The 20,534-nt window shown below is 62.0% G+C and carries 20 protein-coding genes and 1 tRNA gene; 7 read left to right on the top strand and 14 right to left on the bottom strand.

Annotation, left to right across the window (positions count from 1 at the left end):
* Nucleotides 1-58: 58 nt before the first annotated feature.
* A complete protein-coding gene (locus tag J5N58_RS05305) occupies nucleotides 59-1,057 on the top strand; it encodes a bile acid:sodium symporter family protein (RefSeq protein ID WP_113442277.1) in 999 nt (332 codons plus the stop codon).
* Between the two features lie 35 nt (nucleotides 1,058-1,092).
* On the opposite strand, the gene J5N58_RS05300 is transcribed toward J5N58_RS05305, so the two are convergent.
* Nucleotides 1,093-1,560 (bottom strand): Hsp20 family protein, encoded by a 468-nt coding sequence (locus J5N58_RS05300; RefSeq protein ID WP_112828714.1) that lies wholly within the window; start codon nucleotides 1,558-1,560, stop codon nucleotides 1,093-1,095.
* A 412-nt stretch (nucleotides 1,561-1,972) separates the two neighbouring features.
* Here J5N58_RS05300 and J5N58_RS05295 point away from each other — a divergent pair, with 412 nt between their 5' ends.
* Nucleotides 1,973-2,989 (top strand): alpha/beta fold hydrolase, encoded by a 1,017-nt coding sequence (locus tag J5N58_RS05295; protein ID WP_113442279.1) that lies wholly within the window; start codon nucleotides 1,973-1,975, stop codon nucleotides 2,987-2,989.
* Between the two features lie 3 nt (nucleotides 2,990-2,992).
* Here the strand turns inward: J5N58_RS05295 and hisN are convergent, their stop codons facing one another.
* Together hisN and J5N58_RS05285 are read right to left on the bottom strand one after the other, a co-directional pair.
* The gene (hisN, locus tag J5N58_RS05290) at nucleotides 2,993-3,769 is read right to left on the bottom strand and encodes a histidinol-phosphatase (protein WP_113442384.1); all 777 of its coding nucleotides are present in this window, start codon (nucleotides 3,767-3,769) and stop codon (nucleotides 2,993-2,995) included.
* 316 nt (nucleotides 3,770-4,085) lie between these two features.
* Nucleotides 4,086-4,961: an N-formylglutamate amidohydrolase gene (locus J5N58_RS05285; protein WP_112828717.1), complete on the bottom strand. Its 876-nt coding sequence runs from the start codon at nucleotides 4,959-4,961 to the stop codon at nucleotides 4,086-4,088.
* A gap of 197 nt (nucleotides 4,962-5,158) precedes the next feature.
* On the opposite strand from J5N58_RS05285, the gene cpdR1 reads away from it, so the two are divergent.
* Both cpdR1 and J5N58_RS05275 read left to right on the top strand, forming a co-directional pair.
* Entirely contained in the window at nucleotides 5,159-5,521 is a 363-nt protein-coding gene (cpdR1, locus tag J5N58_RS05280; protein WP_112828718.1) for a response regulator CpdR1, read from the top strand.
* A gap of 94 nt (nucleotides 5,522-5,615) precedes the next feature.
* A tRNA-Val gene (locus J5N58_RS05275) sits at nucleotides 5,616-5,690 on the top strand.
* Nucleotides 5,691-5,816: 126 nt separating this feature from the next.
* Here the strand turns inward: J5N58_RS05275 and J5N58_RS05270 are convergent.
* The 8 genes from J5N58_RS05270 to J5N58_RS05235 form a co-directional block, all read right to left on the bottom strand.
* Complete coding sequence (locus J5N58_RS05270) at nucleotides 5,817-6,035, bottom strand: Sec-independent protein translocase family protein (RefSeq protein ID WP_162708215.1); 219 nt, start codon at nucleotides 6,033-6,035, stop codon at nucleotides 5,817-5,819.
* Nucleotides 6,036-6,151: 116 nt separating this feature from the next.
* Nucleotides 6,152-6,574, bottom strand: a complete 423-nt coding sequence (locus tag J5N58_RS05265) for a hypothetical protein (RefSeq protein WP_112828719.1) — start codon at nucleotides 6,572-6,574, stop codon at nucleotides 6,152-6,154.
* Nucleotides 6,575-6,630: 56 nt separating this feature from the next.
* The gene (locus tag J5N58_RS05260) at nucleotides 6,631-7,806 is read right to left on the bottom strand and encodes an iron-containing alcohol dehydrogenase (RefSeq protein ID WP_112828720.1); all 1,176 of its coding nucleotides are present in this window, start codon (nucleotides 7,804-7,806) and stop codon (nucleotides 6,631-6,633) included.
* 28 nt (nucleotides 7,807-7,834) lie between these two features.
* Complete coding sequence (locus tag J5N58_RS05255; RefSeq protein WP_113442283.1) at nucleotides 7,835-8,671, bottom strand: ABC transporter permease; 837 nt, start codon at nucleotides 8,669-8,671, stop codon at nucleotides 7,835-7,837.
* Nucleotides 8,668-9,546: an ABC transporter permease gene (locus tag J5N58_RS05250; protein WP_113442285.1), complete on the bottom strand. Its 879-nt coding sequence runs from the start codon at nucleotides 9,544-9,546 to the stop codon at nucleotides 8,668-8,670. Before J5N58_RS05250 ends, J5N58_RS05255 begins: the two co-directional genes overlap by 4 nt.
* Complete coding sequence (locus J5N58_RS05245; RefSeq protein WP_112828723.1) at nucleotides 9,543-10,646, bottom strand: ABC transporter ATP-binding protein; 1,104 nt, start codon at nucleotides 10,644-10,646, stop codon at nucleotides 9,543-9,545. The genes J5N58_RS05250 and J5N58_RS05245 overlap by 4 nt, the downstream gene beginning before the upstream one ends.
* Before the next feature lie 184 nt (nucleotides 10,647-10,830).
* Nucleotides 10,831-11,988, bottom strand: coding sequence for an ABC transporter substrate-binding protein (locus tag J5N58_RS05240; protein ID WP_244709957.1), 1,158 nt, complete (start codon nucleotides 11,986-11,988; stop codon nucleotides 10,831-10,833).
* 53 nt (nucleotides 11,989-12,041) lie between these two features.
* Entirely contained in the window at nucleotides 12,042-13,385 is a 1,344-nt protein-coding gene (locus tag J5N58_RS05235) for a glutamine synthetase family protein (RefSeq protein ID WP_244709955.1), read from the bottom strand.
* 125 nt (nucleotides 13,386-13,510) lie between these two features.
* On the opposite strand from J5N58_RS05235, the gene J5N58_RS26020 reads away from it, so the two are divergent.
* On the top strand, nucleotides 13,511-14,299 hold the full coding sequence (locus tag J5N58_RS26020; protein WP_112828725.1) for a helix-turn-helix transcriptional regulator: 789 nt from the start codon (nucleotides 13,511-13,513) through the stop codon (nucleotides 14,297-14,299).
* A 30-nt stretch (nucleotides 14,300-14,329) separates the two neighbouring features.
* Here J5N58_RS26020 and J5N58_RS05225 read toward each other — a convergent pair whose 3' ends face one another.
* Entirely contained in the window at nucleotides 14,330-14,908 is a 579-nt protein-coding gene (locus tag J5N58_RS05225) for a TetR family transcriptional regulator C-terminal domain-containing protein (protein ID WP_244709953.1), read from the bottom strand.
* A gap of 146 nt (nucleotides 14,909-15,054) precedes the next feature.
* Nucleotides 15,055-15,753, bottom strand: a complete 699-nt coding sequence (locus tag J5N58_RS05220; protein ID WP_244709951.1) for a fumarylacetoacetate hydrolase family protein — start codon at nucleotides 15,751-15,753, stop codon at nucleotides 15,055-15,057.
* A gap of 240 nt (nucleotides 15,754-15,993) precedes the next feature.
* Here J5N58_RS05220 and J5N58_RS05215 point away from each other — a divergent pair, with 240 nt between their 5' ends.
* On the top strand, nucleotides 15,994-16,452 hold the full coding sequence (locus J5N58_RS05215; RefSeq protein ID WP_112828728.1) for a MarR family winged helix-turn-helix transcriptional regulator: 459 nt from the start codon (nucleotides 15,994-15,996) through the stop codon (nucleotides 16,450-16,452).
* Between the two features lie 15 nt (nucleotides 16,453-16,467).
* On the opposite strand, the gene J5N58_RS05210 is transcribed toward J5N58_RS05215, so the two are convergent.
* Nucleotides 16,468-17,451 carry a zinc-dependent alcohol dehydrogenase family protein gene (locus tag J5N58_RS05210; protein ID WP_244709949.1) on the bottom strand — a complete coding sequence of 328 codons (984 nt, stop codon included), beginning with the start codon at nucleotides 17,449-17,451 and terminating at the stop codon, nucleotides 16,468-16,470.
* On the opposite strand from J5N58_RS05210, the gene mgtA reads away from it, so the two are divergent.
* On the top strand, nucleotides 17,441-20,200 hold the full coding sequence (gene mgtA / locus J5N58_RS05205; RefSeq protein WP_244709947.1) for a magnesium-translocating P-type ATPase: 2,760 nt from the start codon (nucleotides 17,441-17,443) through the stop codon (nucleotides 20,198-20,200). The two genes, J5N58_RS05210 and mgtA, sit on opposite strands and share 11 nt — an antisense overlap.
* The last annotated feature ends 334 nt before the right edge of the window (nucleotides 20,201-20,534 follow it).

The raw sequence follows: 20,534 nt of genomic DNA, 5'->3' as shown, positions 1-20,534 counted from the left end.
GCTTCATGATAACGCACAGGTAAAGCCCGCTTGGACAGAGATGAGAGAGGAACAGCAAATGAAGCGCTTTCTGCCCGACCGCTTTACCGTCATGCTGGTCTGCACGGTGCTTCTTGCATCCGTCCTGCCGATCAGCGGCAAGGCCGCCGACTATTTCGGCACTGCCACCAACATTGCGATCGGCCTTCTCTTCTTCCTTCACGGTGCCCGCCTTTCACGCGACGTCGTGCTTGCAGGCCTGTTGCACTGGCGGCTGCATCTGGCGATCCTCTGCTCCACCTTCGTACTGTTTCCGCTGCTGGGCCTTGCCGCCGGACTCGTTCCCGACAGCCTGCTCAACCCTTCGCTTTACGCCGGCATTCTCTTCCTCTGCCTGCTGCCTTCCACGGTTCAATCGTCGATCGCCTTCACCTCCATGGCCGGAGGCAACGTCTCGGCGGCCGTCTGCGCCGCATCCGCTTCAAGCCTTCTCGGCATGTTCTTCACGCCTCTGCTCGTCGGCTTGACGATGTCCACCGCCGGCGGCAGCGGCTTCTCTCTGGATTCGCTGGAGAAGATCCTGCTGCAACTGCTCGTGCCCTTTGTCGCCGGCCAGCTGCTGGAACCCTGGATCGGCAGGTGGATCCGCGCCCGCAAGCAGATCCTTGCCCCTGTCGACCGAGGCTCCATCCTGATGGTGGTTTATCTCGCCTTCAGCGAAGCCGTTTCCGAAGGTCTCTGGCACACCTTCTCCGCCGCCGATATTACCGTCGTCATCGTGCTCGACATGCTGCTGCTGGCGATTGCGCTGGCGGCCACCATGTATGGCAGCCGCCTGCTCGGCTTCTCACGGGAAGACGAAATCGCCATCACCTTTTGCGGTTCGAAGAAGAGCCTTGCCAGCGGCGTTCCCATGGCGAACGCCATCTTTGCCGGCCAGGGCGTCGGCGCCATCGTCCTGCCGCTGATGCTCTTTCACCAGATCCAGTTGATGGCCTGCGCCGTCATCGCCCAGCGCTATGCGGCCCGCAGGGACGGAGTGGCTCCGATGGCCGCGCAAACGAAAAGCCCCGCCTGAAAGCGGGGCTTCGAGCATTCCGGTCCGGAAGAACCTTAGTTGATATGGGCCTCGATGGCCTTCGGCTGGGCAGCGGCATCTGCGGTGATCGCAATGCGGCGCGGCTTCATGGCCTCGGGAATGTTGCGCAGGAGATCGATGTGCAGAAGGCCGTTCTTCAGCGAAGCGGCGGTCACTTCCACATGATCGGCAAGCTGGAAGCGGCGCTCGAAAGCGCGCTTTGCAATGCCGCGATAAAGGAACTCGGTCTGCTCGACCTTGTCTTCCTCGGCCTTTTCACCCTTCACGGTGAGCACATGCGCATGGGCTTCGATCGACAATTCCCGTTCGTCGAAGCCGGCAACGGCCATGGTGATGCGGTAGGTGTTCTCGCCGGTACGTTCGATGTTGTAGGGCGGATAGCTCTGGGCCTGTTCCGGCTGGCCGAGACTGTCGAGCATCGTGAAGAGGCGGTCGAAGCCGACGGTGGAACGGTAGAGCGGAGAAAAATCAACGTGACGCATGGTGTCCTCCTTGGGAAGCGACGGATTGCGGTTTTCTCATCCGGCACCCCTTGCTGGCCGTGCCGGACCGGAATGCGGTCCCTTTCCGGCGACCGCATGCATGAGATGGGAAAGGCTTTCGGGCAATTCAAGAGCTTTCCTGCGTCCAAGCGATTGAAGACAAAGGTGAAGGCCGGATGAACGGCCGCTTCAGTCGTCATTCAGGGCCACGGCGCTAAAACTTCAGCATCGGATGTCTCGAACCCGATGGCCGGAGAATATCGTCCCTTCCTCTCCGGTCTCATTTCGCCGGAACCGCCAGCGCCTTACCAGAAAGCGGTTCCGGCTTTTTTCTTTGACCTTGCACCGCCTTCATCCTATCCGAATCCGTATTGGGGCGCGTGCGCCCGCTGACGATTCGGCAGATGCGAGCATGGACACGATCCTACACGCCACCCCCCTATACGCCACTCCAGGAAACCCCATTCCCGGAGACCCGGTCGCCGGCTTCTTCAAGGGTCATCGCGGTGTGATGCTGCGTTATGCGATCTTCCGCTGCGAGCAGCCGGCCCGGGGAACGGTCGTGCTTCTTCACGGCCGCAACGAGACCATCGAGAAATATTTCGAAACCATCCGCGACCTGAACGCCGCCGGCCTTTGGGTCGCCACCTATGATTTCCGCGGCCAGGGTGGATCGCAACGGCTTCTGAAGAACACCCGTAAGGGCCACGTTCACCGTTTCTCGGACTATCTCCGCGACCTCGACATATTTCTGCAACAGATCGTGCTTCCGGATACGCGCCTGCCCTTCTTCCTGCTGGCGCATTCGACCGGCGGACTGGTCGCGCTTGCGGCCGCTCCGCGCCTTGCCAACCGCATAGAGCGCATGGTGCTGATGTCGCCGTTTGTCGGCTTGGGCGGCCAGAAGCTTTCGCCGAAGAATATCTACCGTCTGTCAGCCCTGATGAGCTTCACGGGCTTCGGTCGCATGTGCCTGACGGCGGACGAGCCGATCAAACCCTTCGACGGCAATCCGCTGACCTCGGACCAGCGCCGTTTCGAGCGCAACAACGCGATCTTTGCCGCCCACCCCGAATTCGCGCTCGGCCCACCGACAGCGCGCTGGCTCTATGAGGCGCAGAAGACCATCGCAAAGGTTTCCGACCCGAAACACCTCGCCTCGATCACCGTGCCCACGGTGATCGTCGCGCCCGGCAACGACCCGATCGTCCCCTTCGCCTTTCCGGAAAAGCTGTCGCAGTATTTCCGGGCGGGTCAACTCGTCCCCGTCCCTGGCGCTCGGCATGAAATCCTGCACGAGCGGGATCGCTATCGCGCCCAGGCGCTTGCCGCCTTCCACGCCTTCATCCCCGGCGGAGACGAAAACCCTGAGGAAGAGGCTACCGGGAAGGACTCCGAAATGCTGGAAGTAGAGACCCTAGAGGAATGATCCTCACCGTCCGTTGAGGATCGCCATCGCCTGCGCATGCACGGCGGCCGAGCCTGCCGCGATGATCGAGCCGCCGTTTTCCGGACGTCCGCCGTCCCATGTGGTAATCACTCCGCCCGCCTGCTCGATGATCGGGATAAGCGCGCCGACGTCGTAAGGCTTCAGCACGGTTTCGATCACCAGGTCCACATGCCCCGCCGCCAGCAGCGCATAGGCATAGCAATCGATGCCATAACGGAAGAGCTTCACCTTGTCCTGCACCGCCTGGAAACGCTCGACTTCCCAGCCCTTGAAAAGATGCGGCGATGTGGTGAAGAGGATCGCATTCTCCAGCGAACCGCAATCGCGCGTCTGTATCTGCCGCTCGCCGTCCGGCCCGAAATACCAGGAACGCACGCCATCGGCGAAATAGCGCTCGCCGGTGAACGGCTGGTCCATCAGCCCCATGCGGGCACGCCCGCTTTCTTGGAAACCGATCAGCGTTCCCCAGACAGGAACGCCGGAAATGAAGGCGCGCGTGCCGTCGATGGGATCGATCACCCAGACATGCTCGCGGTCGGTGCCGACATTCTCGTGTTCTTCTCCAAGGATGCCGTGCTCGGGGAATTTCGCCTCGATCAGCGCCCGGATGGCGGCTTCCGCCCTCTGGTCGCCTTCCGTCACCGGATCGAAGCCGGTGGCCTCCTTGTTGACGACGTTAAGCGGCGAGCGAAAGCGCGGAAGGGTTTCCGCCTTGGCTGCTTCGGCGAGACGAAAGAAGAAATCGCGATCGGGACGCATGGAGGGATCCGGCTGGCAGGAGGAAATCGGCGCGCCCGTCTTAAAACATCGGCCCATCAAATGGAACAGCCGCCGCCGGCGATTTTACCGTTGAGGAAGCTTCGCCACAGACTCCGGGCACACCCACGAGGCAATTGCACAAAAAATGACCTTGCCCAAAAATAAGACAAAAAATTCTTGACATTTGTGCGTCGCAACAATACAGTCAAATTACAGTCTTCTGACTGTAAATACCCTCCTTGGGTGTTTCCTCCCTAGACTTAGCCGCGCCGTTGGGCGCGGTTTTTTTTGCCCGGTGAGATCGGGAGGAAAGCTGCTATTCAGCTGCGAGCGCCGTGGTGCCGGCATAATCGGCGACAAAAGCCGCCATCTGGCCCATGAAAACCGCGATGGAACCTGCCAGGGCATGAAAATCCGCCCGCTTCTGCAGCGTCGCCTCGTCGATATAGAGCGCCCGGTTCACCTCGATCTGCAGCGCGTGCAGCCCGCGGACCGGCCGTCCGTAATGCTCGGTGATGAAACCGCCGGCATAGGGCTTGTTGCGCACGGCGTTGAAGCCGAGATCCTCGAGCATCTGCAAGGCGGCATGGGAAAGCTCGACCGAGGCACTGGTGCCGTAACGGTCGCCGATGATGAAATCGGGACGGACGCCGTTGCCGCCGACACGGATATTGCCGGGCATGGAATGGCAGTCGATCAGCACCCCGAAGCCGAAGCGGGTATGTGTTCGGGCGATCAGCCGGCGCAGGCAGGCATGATAGGGTTTGTAGACATTCTCGATCCGGTCGAGAGCCACGGAAACGGGCATGCGGCGCCCGTAGATTTCCATGTTTTCCGCAACGATCCGGGGAATGGTGCCGAGACCGCCGGCGACACGCACCGAATTGCTGTTGGCGAAGGGCGGCAGGGGATCGGAAAACATCCGCGGGTCGAGTTCGTAGGGCTCGCGGTTGACGTCGACATAGGCGCGCGGGAAATGCGCCAGCAGCAGGGGCGCCCCGAAATCGGGCGCCGCGCCGAAGAGTTCATCGACGAAATGATCTTCCGACCGCCGGATCGCGAGACTGTCGAGCTGGGACTGATCGAGGAAATCGACCGGATAGCGCCGGCCGCTATGGGGCGAGTTGTAAACGAAGGGGATCGATTGCGTTTCCGGTTCGCGGACTTCGAACAGCTCGCAATCGTCTGTCATTCCGTTCACGCTGCCCCTTCTTTACCAAGTCACAAACTTGTTGTGGAACCATGTTGCCAGTTGGCTATGCGGAAGTCCATACTGCCAGAAATGGCGATATAAGCCGTTAATAGGTTCTTCACCGGATGTTTACTGGAAAAGACCTACCCTAATCGGCCGAAAGCCATAACCGAAATTCAGTAAGCAGCGGTTCCTCAATGAGTCAGAAAATCCTTCTCGCCGAAGACGACAACGATATGCGCCGGTTCCTCGTGAAGGCGCTGGAAAAGGCGGGCTACAAGGTCTCTTCCTTCGACAACGGCGCCAGCGCCTACGACAGGCTGCGCGAAGAACCCTTCTCGCTTCTCCTGACCGACATCGTCATGCCGGAGATGGATGGGATCGAACTGGCGCGCCGCGCCACCGAACTCGATCCGGACCTCAAGGTGATGTTCATCACCGGCTTCGCAGCCGTCGCGCTCAACGCCGATTCGAAGGCTCCGAAGGACGCGAAGGTCCTCTCCAAACCTTTCCACCTCCGCGACCTCGTCGACGAGGTCAACAAACTCCTTGCTGCGTAAGGGGTTTCTGAGCGGCTGTAAAAAACTCTTCACAAAACCCCAAAAACCCTATTGACGGGACGGAGGGTTTTGTGGTCTTAAGCCGCCATCGGATGGGCGTGTAGCTCAGCGGGAGAGCACTACGTTGACATCGTAGGGGTCACAAGTTCGATCCTTGTCACGCCCACCATCCCTATTCAAAACAAGGGCTTGCCGAAAAATCGGCGAGCCCTTGTCTTGTTTCGGACCGATTTTTCCGCAGCCTTTCATGTAGATAGCGCCGCCCCTCATTTGACCCGAAGGAGCGGGGCCGGGTTCAGGCCGACGGCCTGTTCTGGTCCGGCACGTTGGGCCAGGGCGTAACAGCGAACACCCATAGGCCGATGAGATTGGCCAACGGCACGAAACTCAGCAAAACCCACCACCCCGAAAAGCCGGCCCTCCGCAGGATCTTCGCGATCGGCCAGCCAAACAGCAGGAACCAGAAGGCAAAGGCAACCAGCCAGTGCCAGAGACTGTAAGACCCCATCATCATGCAACTCTCCCTGAAAGCGGAGGGCAGGACGCCCTGCGGCACAACAGAGGGTCGCCGAACGGATCAGGTCCGTCAACAACGAAGCAGGAGCCGAAGCCCGCCGCGCGCCCGCAGCCTCAATCGCCCGCGATCACGGAAAGCGCGTCGCCGGCATAAACGATGACGTAGCCGCCTTCGGCCCGCGCCTGCCTCGCCCATGCCTGCAATTGGCCGAGATAGGGCTCGCGACACCAGGCCTGCGGATACTGCGGATCGACCAGTACGGTGAGTTGCATGCCCTGCCGGTAGACCATCATGTGGCATCTGGCGGGCTCCCAGGCCTCGTCGATCCCCGCATCCGACATCCATGCGCAGAGAAAATCGCGGCAGGTGGTGGGCCGGGCCTCATAGGCGGAACAGCCCTTGCCGGCGATGCAAGCGCGGCAGAACGTATTGGCGGGTTTGTCGAGTTCATCGATATCGGGCAGGTAGCAGCAAAGCGTGCAGGAACCGCAGGCCCGGCCCGTGACGGCAATGGCCGCATCTGTCACGGCGGTCATGTGATTACCTCCTTCCGTCACCGAACGGACTGCAAACGGTCCATCGACGGCGTCTTTCAGAAGCGGCCGGTCATGGCGGCCTGCAGGATCACGGAAAGCTTGGCCGCATCGAGCGGAACCGGATTTCCGCTGGCGCAGGGATCGACCGCCGCCATCGCCGCAACGCGCTCCACGTCGATCTTGCCGAGACCGATGTCGCGAAGGGTCGCGCCGATGCCGACCAGACGGCGCAGCGCATGCAGCCACTCGACAACCGCTCCGGCCCCCTCGTCCGGCAATTCCAGGACGCGGGCGAGCAAAGCGAGCTTGTCTGCAATCGCCGGCGCGTTGAATTGCACCACATAAGGCATGAGGACCGCATTCAGCAGACCGTGGTGGGCGTCATAAAGCGCGCCCAGCGGGTGGGCCAGCGCATGCACCGCTCCAAGACCCTTCTGTAGCGCGACGCATCCCATGCCGGAAGCGACCAGCATCTGCGAGCGCGCCTCGATGTTCGAACCGTCTGCGACCGCCACCGGCAGCCACTGCCGGATGATCCGCAACGCATTGAGCGCAACCCCCTCCGCCATCGGATGAAAGGCGGGAGACGAAAGCGCCTCCAGCGCATGGCTGAGCGCGTCCATGCCGGTGGCAGCTGTGATATGGGCAGGCAAACCGAGCGTCAGTTCCGGGTCCATGATGACCGCCACCGGCATCATGCGCGGATGAAAGATGATGACCTTGCGATGTTCGCGCTCGTCGGTGATGACCGAGGAGCGCCCGAGTTCCGAGCCGGTTCCGGCCGTTGTCGGAATGGCTATGACGGGAATGAGATGCGAGGTATTCACCCGCTTCCAGTTGTCGCCGATATCCTCGAAATCCCAGATCGGCCGGTCCTGCGTCGCCATCAGGGCAATGGCCTTGGCGGCATCCAGTGCGCTACCGCCACCGACCGCCACCACGGAATCGTAGCCGCCCGCCCTGAGCTTGGCGACGCCGTTTTCCACATTGCTGCCGGTTGGATTGGGCTTCACCTCGGTAAAGAACCCGGGCCCCAGCCCCACACCGATTAATGCCGCGAGCGTCGCATCGACAGGAGGCAGAAGCTTCAGCCCCGCATCGGTCACCACCAGCGGCCTCGATAGCCCCAGGCCGGTTAGTACCGATCCCAGTTCGGCTATGCGGCCCGGGCCGAAACGCACGGCTGTCGGGAAACTCCAGTCGGCAGGATGCGAAAAAGGCACCTCCGGCATGATGCACGTCTCCTTCGGTTACGCAGTACTATTCGCTCGCTCCGACAAACTGCTGTCGCTTGAGCGCGCGCCGACGCATCACCTCGGCAAAAACAACCAGGCCGAGAGCTGGCAGAAAGTTCAAAGTGGCAAGCGCCGGGTAGATCGGAGACGAACCGACGGCAATGCCGCTGTAGACGAAGACGGGAAGCGTTCTCGCCGTGCCCGCCAACGAGTACGATACATAGAAATTCCCCCATGACAGCAGGAAGGCGAAAGTCGCGGCGGAAAGAATACCGGGCCAAAGCAGAGGAAATGTCACTTCGCGAAACACTTCGTATCTCGTCGCTCCCGCATCACGCGCCGCATCTTCCAATGTATCGTCGAAACCGTATACCTGGACGGCAACGACGACCAGCGCGAACGGCGTGATATACACAATGTGACCGATAACCACGGTTGCAAGACCTGTGGAAAAACCGAGCCAGCTGCCGAGCACGGAGAACCACAGCAGCATGACTACGCCGAGCAGCAGTTGGGGGAAAAGCAGCGGCGCGAAAGTCAGCGCCTGAAAGGCCCGCTGCATACGGAAGCGATAACGGATCCAGGCGATGGCCCCGGCCGTTCCGAGCAGCGTCGCGAAAACGGTGGTGGTCGCCGCGACCACGGCCGAATTGATGACCGCCGGCAGGAAGTCCGGTTTCCGCCACAACTCGCCATACCATTCGAGCGACAGGCTCTCGATCGGCAGCGTCAGCACACGGCTGCCGGTGAAGGAAAACGCCACCAGCGTCACGATGGGGATGTAGAGGAAGACAAGCAACGCCAGCATCGAGCCGACAAGCAGCGCACTGATGGCCCGGTTCTTGAAATGCTCCGGCATCATAGGAGCACCTCTACGCTGCGCGCCTGCCGCAACTTCAGGATCGCAAGCACCAGCATCAGCGACAGGGCGCCGATGGTGATCAGCACCAGCGTCAGCGCCGCACCGAGCGGCCAGTTGACACGGGTCTCGAAGCTCTGGCGGATCAGCTCCGAAGCCAGCGGCGAGGTGCCGCCGCCGAGTACCTTCGGCTCGAGGAAGACGCCGAGGCTCAGGACGAACACCAGCACTGCCCCGGAAGAAAGCCCCGGACGCGAAAGCGGCAGCGTCACCTCGAAAAAGGTGCGGATACGCGAGGCGCCGGCGTCGTAGGACGCGAGCATCAGGTCGCGATCGATCCTGACCAGCGACAGGTAGATGGTGAAGACGGGATAGACCGCCAGATTATAGACCATGCCGATCATCGTCGCCGTCTCGCTGAAGAGCAGGTTTGTCGCCTCCGGCCCGAAACCGAGATGGGCCAGAAGCCAGTTCAGCACTCCGTTCTTGTCCAACACCAGTATCCAGCCGAACGTCTTCAGCACGGCATCCGTCAGGAAGGCGAAGATAATCAGGATCTGGATCTGTGCGTTATAGGCCTTAAGGCGCGTCGCCAGCGCATAGGCCGCGGGATAGGCGATAAGCAGGCACAGCACGACGCAGATCAGCGCCATGCCCACCGTGCGCATCATGATCGTCCAGTAATGCGGCTTGGAAAAAACCTCCGTCCAGACCTTGAGATCCCAGGTCCAGTTGAGGCGATAAAACTGCGTCGTCTGGAAGGACAGGATCGCGGTCATGGCAAGCGGAATGACGAAGAAGACAACCATCACGACCGCCAGCGGCGCGACGGCAGCAATCAGAACCGGATCGTTCCAGGTCTTGGTCTGTGTCTTCATGCCTGCCCCGCCAGAAGAAACGCATGTGCCGGCTGGAAGCCCACCTGCACGGCCTCACCGACCTCGGCCGGCAGTTGCAGAGAACCGGCAAGATCGACCACCAGCGGCGCATCGAGGCCCGCGATGCGGACACGATACTGGGTGGACGACCCCTTGATGAAATATTCCTCGACGATGCCGGCAATGCGCCAGTCGCCCGCCGCGGCATCGTCCCGCACCAGCCGCAGCGTCTCCGGACGGACCAGCAGCAAACCGGCGTCGCCGGAGAAGGCGGGCGAGACATTGCCCTCGGCCAATGCCGCCGGAGCATTGCCGGCAATCGGGCTTGCAATCGTTGCCGAACCGTCGCTGCCGCGGGTCACGGACACCGGCAGGAAATTCGTTTCGCCGATGAAGCCGGCAACGAAGGTATCGACGGGACGGTAATAGATGTCGGAGGGCGTGCCGATCTGTACCACGCGACCGCCGCGCATGACGCAGATGCGGTCGGCAAGCATCATCGCCTCTTCCAGATCGTGCGTCACCAGAACGAAGCTCGTTCCGAGTTCCCGGTGCAGCTTCTTCAGTTCCGCCTGCAGCGACTTCTTGAGCTTGGCATCGAGCGCACTCATCGGCTCGTCGAGCAGAAGCACGCCCGGACGCGATACCAGCGCACGCGCGAGCGCCACGCGCTGCTGTTCGCCGCCGGAAAGCTGGGCCGGATAGCGGTTCAAATACTCAGGCTTGAGATGCATGAGGTCGAGCATCGCCCGCACCCGCGTCCCGATCTCGGCCTTGTCCGTCCTGGCAAGCTTCAGCGGAAAGCCGATGTTCTCCGCCACGGTCTTGTGCGGAAAGAGCGCCAGCTTCTGGAACACCATGCGGGTCGGCCGCTTGGCCGCGGGCACGCCGGCCATGTCGCGTCCCTCGATGGAGAGCGCGCCTTCGGTCGGGTCCTCGAAACCGGCGAGGATTTTCAGGAGCGTGGTCTTGCCGCAGCCGGAGGGTCCAACGAGCGCGACGAACTCACCCTCGGCAATCGAAAGCGAGACGCCGTGCAGCGCGCGCGCCGTCCCGTAATCCTTGACGATGTTCGCGGCATGAATGATCGGATTGGCCAAACTTCAGCTTCCCTGTCTCTGGAGTATCCAAGGTTGACGCGGGTCACGCCCGAGATTCTCCATCTCTCTGTTTCTGCGCAATCCCGAACGGTAAGCCGTCACGGACTTTTCTTGGACTGCGCCGGATTTCGACAAACGAAAGCAACCCGCAGCAGCAGCCGCAGGTTGCGATCTTCGGACGGGCTCAGCGCGCGGCGAGCTCTTCCTGCCAGATGGCCAGCATGTCATCGACATTCGGCGCAACGGTGTGGAACTGGCTGTTATCCCAAGCCGTCCACATATAGTCCATCTGCAGGGCCTTCTTCTCGGCGTCGGAGAAGAGGGCCTCGGCCTTCTGGTTCGGCACGAGGTTGCAGGTCGCTTCCGTGATCGCGAGTTGCTTGGCGACTTCAGGCGAAACGATGTATTTCAGGAAGTCGGCCGCGACCTTGCTGTCCTTGCCGTTCTCGATGAGGCCGGTCGCCTCCATCCAGATGATGCCCTGCTTCAGGCCGTTCTTCGGCTCGGGAACAATCGACTGGATGTAGTCGTGCCCCTGCAGGCGCAGCGATGAGGTGCAATAGGTGCCGCCGCCGATCAGCGCGCGGAACGAGCCGTCGATCAGGCCCTTCTGGGCGACCGCGAGGTCGGCGACGATAGCGCGGGTGTTCTTGAAGGCTGCACGCAGCACCTTGCGAACCTCGTCGAGTGCGGCCTGGTCCAGTTCCTCGTAAGGGTTGATACCTGCATAAAGTGCAAGCGGCATGATCGGCCAATCGCCCCAGTCCAGCAGGCAGATCTTGTCCTTGTAGGCGCTGTCGAACACCGGCGCGTAGGACGACCAGGTCTCGAGCTTGTCGAACTTGGTGTTGACGGTCGGGCCGACCCAGCCCCAGCGCGTCGGAAGACCCGTGGTCTTGCCGTCGAACCGCAGCGGCTCGAACGGCGCGCGGAACTGCGGGTAGAATTCCGCATATTGGTCGGCAAAGTCGGCATCGTCGATATAGCGGCAAATGCCGGCCGGTCCCATGCGCGCGATCCACGGGCTGTCGGAGGATACGAGGTCGAAGTCCTTCGATGCGCCGGCTGCGAGCTTGGCAAAACCGCCGGCGGAGTCGGTGATGAGGTCAACCGAGATGGAAACGCCCTTTTCCTTCTGGAAGGGTTCGAGGATGGACGGCGCGTTATAGCCTTCCCAGCACATGTAGTTGATGCTTTCGGCCGCCTGCGCGCCGCGCGGCATGCCGAAAAGCCCGCCACCCGCCGCGGCGAGCCCGAGGCCACCCATGCCCTTGAGCACGGACCGGCGGGAGACCGAGCCCGCCATCAAAGAATTGCCGATGTCTGCTGTTCCTTTTGTCATTGTCCTTTTCCCTCTTTTTTGAATTTGACGATGCTGTGGCGCACGAGGGGACCTCAGACGACGCCGAGATATCGCCGGATCTCCCATTCGCTGACCTGCTTCTGGTATTCCCGGTATTCGAACCGGCGGCCGGTCACGAAACTGTCAACGAAGGCATCGCCGAAGGTCTCCCGCGCGATCACGCTACGGTCGAGGCGGTCTGCGGCCTGACCGAGATCGCCCGGCAAGACGGCATGCGGCTCGGGTATTGCGAGATAGAAGTTCTCGTCGCTCGCCGGCGGCGGCTCGATCTCGTTTCGGATGCCGTAAAGCCCCGCGCCCAGGCACATCGACAGGGCGAGATACGGATTGGCGTCGGCGGAGGGCACGCGGAATTCCACGCGGGTCGCCTCCGGGCTGTCATTGATAATGCGCACCGCAGACGTCCGGTTCTGCACGCCCCAGTTCGCCGCCGTCGGCGCCCAGGCGCCCGGCACCAGCCGCTTGTAGGCATTGACCGTGTGCGAGCACATGGCAAGCGTTTCCGGCATCAGCTTCAGGAGACCGCCGACGAAATGCCGGCCCGTGCGGCTGAGACCATCCGGAGAATCCGGGTCGGAGAATGTTGGATTGCCATGCTTGTCGCGCATCGAGACATGCAGATGGCCCGACTGGCCCGGCAGATCGGGGGAAAGCTTCGACATGAAGCCGGCCGTCAGCCCGTTGCGGGAGAAATAAGCCTTGGCGAAATTCTTAAAGAGCGCGGCATCATCGGGCGACTTGATGCCCCTGGCATAGGTCAGCGGCACTTCGAAACAGCCGGGGCCAAGCTCGGTGTGGATGGCATCGAGCCGGATCTCCATGGCGTTCATCGCCTGCGCCAGTCCCTCCATCAGGTCGCCGTGAAGGGCGGCCGTCTGCAGCGAATAGGTGCGGTTGCCCTGCGCGAAGCTGGTAAGGTCGCGATACTTCTTCGCCTTCAGCGTCTCCGGCGTCTCGGCAAACAGGAAGAACTCGTATTCGAAGGCGGAAGCCACCGAAAAGCCCATGCTATCCGCCTCGTCCAGAAGACGAAGGCAGAGGTTGCGCGGCGAACGCTCGCCGAACTCTCCGGAAAAATCTGCGATGCAAAGCGCGGATGCCGGCGAGAAGGGATAAAGACGCAGCGTGTCGGTGAAGATCTCGGCCGGACGATCTATGAAGGCGCTTTCCGCATAGGTCTTCTCGGCGATATCCCAGAAGTAGAGCACTTCGCAGAAGGGATAGCCGGATTTGGCGAGCTTCACCGCCTTCTCGGCCGGGACGAGCTTGTCGCGGAATTCGCCTTCCGGATCGATCATGCCGATATGAACGGACCTGGCGCCCATTTCTGAAAGGGCCGCCTCGAACTCAACCGAATTGTTTCGGGCCTTGTGCATCGGGTTCCTGCCATTATTGTTTTGTCGAACGCTACCGCCCGGCCAAGAGACAAGAAAATATCCCGTTAGGGATAGAAGGTGCAGAATGTGGGGGCGGACGGCGCGGCCACAGGCTTGGAGGAACAGTGAAGAGCGAGTTCGCAAGGTGGAATGAAAAGGTAGGAGGCTTTATCCGCGCCATCGGGACGCCGGACCTGCCGCGCAAGCTGTCGTCCGCGATAGCCGAGGAAATACCCTTCGATATCGCCATGGCCTTTGCCTACCAGGGCACGCAAAATCCCGTTTGCCTGTATCACAACATCGACAAGGAGCGGGCGAAAACGGTCATCACCGCCTATGCGCAGGGCCCCTACCTGCTCGATCCCTTCTATCTTGCCGCAATCGATCCGAAGATCACCGGCGTCCGCCACCTGCGCAAGATGGCGCCGGACCAGTTCTACAGCACGGAATATTATCGACAGCACTATGGCCGCACCCGCATCCGCGACGAGATCGGCATCGTCTGCCGCCCTCCGGGCGCAGGCGCCGTCGTCATCAGCTTCACCCGTCCGGGAGACGCACCCTTCTTCGGGCGGCGCGACTTCAACGCCATGCGGGCGATCGAACCGGTCGTGCGCGCCGTCATCGAGGCCCACTGGTGCAAGGGCGGTGCGGCCGCGGAAACGACCAAACGCAAGGCGGAGGACCCGATCAACCAGACGCTGGACGTCATGGCCGACGGCATACTCACCCCGCGCGAGATCGAGATCACCTCGCTCATCCTGCGCGGACACTCCAGCCGGTCGATCGCGGAAACCCTGAGCATCGCCGAGGGAACCGTCAAGATTCACCGCAAGAACATTTATCAGAAGCTCGGAGCCTCAAGCCAGTCCGAGCTCTTTTCCATGTTCATCGTGCAGCTGTCGAAGCAGTAGCCTCAGAGCCACGCATCGCAGCGGCAACGCTCAGGCCGAGGCGCGTGGCGCCGAGGCATCGAGAAATACATCGGTCCAGCGTTCGCAAAGCCCGATCGCCTCTTCCGGCGTGAAGGTTTCGGGATTGAGGCACCATTCCAGCCACAGACCGTCGAGCATCGCCAGCAGGCCGATGGCCGCCAGGCGAACGTCGGGCTCCGGCCAGCCGCGCGCCGCGAAGAGATCCTTTAGCAGGATTTCCAGGAGGCGGCGATATTCCGCATAGGTGCGGTCATGCACATCCGTCATCGCCTTGGAGTGTTCGACCATGCCCCAGAACACCACCCATGTCCGAAGCGTGCTCCGCTCCAGTATCGGAGCCGAAAGCGACGCACGGAAATAGGCCCCGAGCCGCGCGCGCGGATCGTCGCCCGCCTCGGCGATCCGGCTGCGGATATTGTCGAGCAGCGACAGGGCAAGGGTCTCATAGGCATGGCCGACGAGATCGTCCTTGCCGCCGTAATGATGGTTGATGAGGCCGATCGATATGCCGGCCTCCTTGCTGATCTTGCGGATCGAAAGCCCGGCATGCCCCTCCCTCGCCAGACAGGCGAGCGTGGCGTCAATCAAAGTGCGCCGCCGATCCTCGGGTAATTTGCGTTCGAATTTGCCTGGTTCCGCCATGCCGCGAATCGAACTCCATCTGTTTTGAAAGATGTACCACGTTGCCAGCCGATACATGAATGCGCGTCGGAGCGATGTGTTTTAGGATGTGGCTACTCGGCGGGGCCGATCGTCAGCGCAATTTCCCGCAGTCCGTCGATCCCGCCGGCGATAACGTCGCCGGCCACCACCGGACCGACGCCAGCCGGCGTTCCGGTATAGATCAGGTCGCCCGGCGCCAGATGATAAAAGCGCGACAGGTGGCTGACGATCTCCGGAACGGACCAGACCATGTCGGAAAGATGCGAATCCTGCTTCAGTTCGTCTCCAACCTTCAGCCAGATGCGTTGCGGACCGATCGCCGGGAAATCCCCTGCCCGCGTGATCTCCGAGATGATCGCCGATCGTTCGAAAGCCTTGGCGAGATCCCAGGGACGCTGTTTGACCCGCGCCGCCTGCTGCAGGTCGCGACGGGTCATGTCCAGCCCGCAGGTATAGCCGAAAACCGCCTTGTGCGACTCTTCCACCGGCACCCGGAAGGCCGGTGCGCCGATCGCCACCACCAGTTCCATCTCATAGTGGAAATTGGCCGTGCCAGGCGGATAGGGAATGACCGAGCCGGTCGGCGTAATCGCACTTGCCGGCTTGGTGAAGTAGAAAGGCTCCTCGCGGTCGACCTCGGCGCCCATCTCGGCGGCGTGGGCAGCATAGTTGCGGCCGACGCAGAAGATACGGTGAACCGGATAGCCGCCGGTCTCTCCCCTGACCGGAACGAGAGGTGTGGCAGGAACGTCGAAAAGCGGTTTCAGCATGCTCGATACTCTCTCTTGCCCATGGCGGCCCCTTGCCGATCCGGTCCGAAAACCACACCGGAAATCTCCCTGCCTGCTTATGTCGGCAATCCGCCCGCTGCAAGGCCGACCTCGATAAAGCGCCCGGATGGACAAGCCTATCGCCGGTAGACGTATCCGCGGCATCACCCGGAATGGGCGCTTTTTCCCTTCTCCGATAAGCGCTAGACAGAGCATCTGATTGCGGGGGAGCGCATCGCGATGCTGGAAATCTATGAAATGCCGGGACATCTGATCCGCAGGCTCAACCAGACGTCCGTTTCCATTTTCATGGAAGAGACAGCGAAGAAGGGTTTCGACCTGACACCGGTGCAATATGCCGCGCTGAACGCCATCGAGGCGTCTCCCGGCCTGGACCAGGCAACGCTCGCCAGCCACATCGCCTATGACCGGGTGACCATCGGCGGCGTGGTCGACAGGCTTGTCCAGAAGGAACTCGTCCGGCGCGAAATCAATCCGAACGACCGGCGCGCCCGCACGCTTTATCTGACCGACAAGGGGGCCGATACACTCAAGCAGATCCGCCCCGTCGTCAGGGAAAGCCAGACGGTATTGCTGAGCGGGCTCACGGATGCCGAAAGAGAACAGTTCGTCAGCCTGCTGCAAAAGGCTTGCGAGGCCGTGAACGAGCGGAGCCGTGCGCCCCTGCGGATCACCTGAACGGCGCCCGCGACGTCAGGGTACCAGCACCGCCGCGCCCTGGAAGCGGCCGGCGCGCAGATCGTCCAGCGCCTCGTTCGCCTTCTCGAGCGGATAGACCGTTGTGGTGGTCTTCACCCCGGCGCGCGGAGCTAGATCGAGGAACTCCACCGCATCCGCGCGGGTCAGATTGGCGACCGAAAGCACCTGCCGCTCTCCCCAGAGGATCGAATAGGGAAATTGCGGGATATCGCTCATATGGATGCCGCCGCACACGACACGCCCGCCCTTGGCGACGGCGCGGAGCGCCGCCGGCACCAGCGTACCGACCGGCGCGAAGATGATGGCGGCATCCAGAGGCTGCGGCGGCGTCTCGTCCGAGCTTCCGGCCCATGCCGCCCCGAGCGAACGGGCCATGGCCTGCGCCGCCTGATCGCCTTCCCGGGTGAAGGCAAGGACTTCCCGCCCCTGGTGCACACAGACCTGCGCGATGATATGGGCCGCCGCCCCGAAACCGTAAATGCCGATGCGGCGGGCATCGCCGGCCATCTTCAATGACCGCCAGCCGATCAGCCCGGCGCACATCAGCGGCGCGGCCGCAACGGGATCGGAAAAACCGTCGAGCGGAAATGCGTAGGAGGCATCGGCGACGACATGGCTGGCAAAACCGCCATCCCGCGTATAGCCGGTAAAGCCGGGCGTATCGCAAAGGTTTTCCCGGCCGCTCTCGCAGTAGCTGCAACAACCGCAGGTGTGGCCAAGCCACGGTATGCCGACCCGCCTGCCCGGTCGAAGGTTCGTGACGCCATCGCCGCAGCGCTCGACGACGCCGACGATTTCGTGTCCCGGAACGAGCGGAAGCTTCGGCTCCGTCAGGTCGCCGTCGATGACATGCAGATCGGTCCGGCAGACGGCGCAGGCCTCGACCCGCACAAGGATCTCGCCCGCGCCCGGAAGCGGATCGGGCCTCTCCTCGAACTGCAACGGCCGCCCGCTGGCGTATAGCACCATGGCTTTCATTTTTACGATCTCCTTCGCCGCCGACAATGACGATGTCGCAGGGATGGACTATGTTGGGGAACGCAGGGCAATCTCAAGATCGGAATTGCCTCAGCCATTCCTGAAGAAGCCGCACATGTCCCTCACCCCCGGCAACTCTGTAAACGACGCCTCACATCGGACTGCCTACTGGAGCCTGACGCTCGACGAACTGCTCGCTCAGCTTCATTCCCGAAGGGAGGGTCTGACAAGTACTGAAGCCGCCGAACGGCTGCGGCATTTCGGCCCGAACACCGTGAAGGACGAAAGCCGCTGGAGCGGCCTGCGCATATTCCTCTCCCAGTTCGAAAGCCCGCTGGTGCTGATCCTCGTGGCCGCCGCGGCGATATCGATCGTGGTCGGTGAATGGCGCGAAGCCATCATCATATCGCTGATCGTTCTCGCCAGTTGCATCTTGAGCTTCTACCAGGAATATTCCGCCTCCGTCGCCGTCGAGAAACTGAAGGAGCGGATCGGCTTCAAGGCCCGCGTTCGCCGCGACGGACAATTCGTATCGATCGCCGCGGCCGATGTGGTGCCGGGCGACGTCATCGCGGTCTCCGCCGGCGACCTCATCCCGGCCGATGCCATCCTGATGTCCGCGACGGACCTCTTCGTCAGCCAGTCCGCGCTCACGGGGGAGACCTTCCCGGTCGAGAAGCGGCCGGGAGAGCTTGCCGCCGAAACGGCGCTGGCCAACCGCACCGGCATGCTTTTCACCGGGGCATCCGTGCGCAGCGGCATGGGAGAGGCCGTCGTCGTCGAGACCGGGATCGAAACCGAAATCGGCAGGATCACCGCCCACCTGCAGGAGGAAACGCCGGAAACCGATTTCGCCCGCGGCATCCGCCAGTTCGGCTATCTGATGACGCGCGTGGCACTCATCATGGTGGTGGTGATCTTCGCCGGAAACGTCCTGCTTCAACGCCCTCTGGTCGATTCTCTCCTCTTTTCGCTGGCGATTGCCGTCGGCATCACGCCCGAATTGCTGCCTGCAATCGTCAGCCTCACGCTGTCGAGCGGTGCCCGCCGCATGGCCGCCGGCGGCGTCATCGTACGCCGGCTCGCGTCCATCGAAAACCTCGGCAGCATGAACCTGCTGTGCACCGACAAGACCGGAACGCTCACCGAAGGCGTCGTCAACCTGGACAGGGTCGAGGGACCGCTGGACGGCGCACCCGAAGGACTGCTCCGGCTCGCCAGTCTCAACGCCCGCCTCCAGAACGGCATGGCCAACCCGCTCGACGATGCCATCGGCAAGGCCGCAGCAGCCGCGGCTATTCACACGGACCCCTCCTCCAAGGTCGGTGAGATTCCCTATGATTTCGTTCGCAAGCGGCTCTCGGTGATCGTTCGCGACGACGATGGCGACCTGCTGATCGCGAAAGGGGCGCTTGCCAACATTCTGGAGGTTTCGACCCATTTCATTCACGCAGGCGCGTTGCAGGCGCTCGACGAAGATACCCGTGCGACGCTTGCCTGCCGCTACGCTCAGTGGAGCGACGAGGGCTTTCGCGTGCTCGGCCTCGCCATTCGCCGGTTCTCTCCGGCCCGCGAGCGCTACGGTCATGGCGACGAGACGGATCTCGCCTTCGCCGGCTTCCTGCTCTTCAGCGATCCGCCAAAGAGCGGCATCGCCGAAACACTGGCCGCCATGACCCGCCGCGGCGTGAAGGTCAAGGTCATCACGGGCGACAACCGTTTTGTCGCCGCCCACCTCGCCCGCGCGATCGGGCTGCCGTCCAGCCATATCCTGACCGGCGAAGAGTTGCCGAAGCTGACCGATGAGGCCCTGGCCGCGCGGGCCGTGCATACGGATCTCTTCGTCGAGATCGACCCGAACCAGAAACAGCGCATCGTCGCCGCCCTTCGCGGCAGGGGCCATGTTGTCGGCTATCTCGGAGACGGTATCAACGATGCGCCCGCCCTGCATGAGGCGGACATCGGCATTTCCGTCGAAGGGGCCGCAGACGTCGCCCAGCAGGCCGCAGACATGGTGCTGGTCGACAAAAGCCTCGACGTGCTGCTGGAAGGCATAGACACCGGCCGCAAGACCTTCGCCAACACGATGAAATACGTATCGAGCGCCATCAGTTCCAATTTCGGCAACATGATTAGCATGTCCTTCGCATCCTTCCTGCTGCCGTTCCAGCCGCTGCTCGCCAAGCAGATCCTGCTCAACAACTTCCTCGCCGACATTCCCTCGATGGCGATTGCCAGCGACAATGTCGATCCCGAGGCAGTCATGCATCCGCAACGCTGGAACATCGCCTATGTCCAGCGCTTCATGATCGTCTTCGGCCTCATCAGCACGTTGTTCGACTTCCTGACCTTCGGCCTCCTGCTGGCGCTGACCGGGGAACAGGCCGCGATTTTCCAGACGGGGTGGTTCGTGGAATCGCTGGTCACCCAGCTCTCGACGGTCCTCATCATCCGCACGAAGGCACCTTTCTTCAGGAGCCTCCCCGGTCGCTGGCTGCTGTTGTCGACGCTGGCGGTGTCGGCGCTTGCGATCCTTCTGCCCTATATTCCCGGGGCGGACTGGTTCGGCTTCGTGCACCTGCCCCTCGGGGTTCTGGCCGGCCTCGCGACGATCACTTGCGCTTATCTGGTCACAACGGAAATCGCCAAGCACTGGTTCTTCAAGAGACCGCACGACCGCTTCTTTCACTGGAAGCGGCACAGCCGGAGAACCGGCCTTGATGGGCGGAACCACCGACAAGGGCGATAAAAACGACCGCTGAACTTTTTTTATTTTTCTTCGGAACAAACGGTCCGGAAGAACGTTTGAGCGGGATTGTGAACCTATTCAACTGGAAAATGTCGTCCCATGCGCGTCGTTTCCGTCAGCTTTTCCTATGAGATCACCGTATCCGACAGGACAGCCTTGCCGGATGTGACGCCCTCACCCTCAAGCACAGGCCCGGACATGGCCGTCTTCGCTCCCTGGTCCATTGGGCCGGACGGTCTGTGGACTTGGAGAACCGGGCAAAAAATGCAACAAGCCATATCGATGCAAGGCGAAGCGTCGCAGGCAGCGGGAGGACGAGCGCATACGCGGAAAT

Source organism: Paenirhizobium cremeum (genome assembly GCF_022884085.1).
Taxonomy (GTDB): Bacteria; Pseudomonadota; Alphaproteobacteria; order Rhizobiales; family Rhizobiaceae; genus Allorhizobium; species Allorhizobium cremeum.
This window is presented reverse-complemented; position numbering and strand designations above follow the sequence as displayed.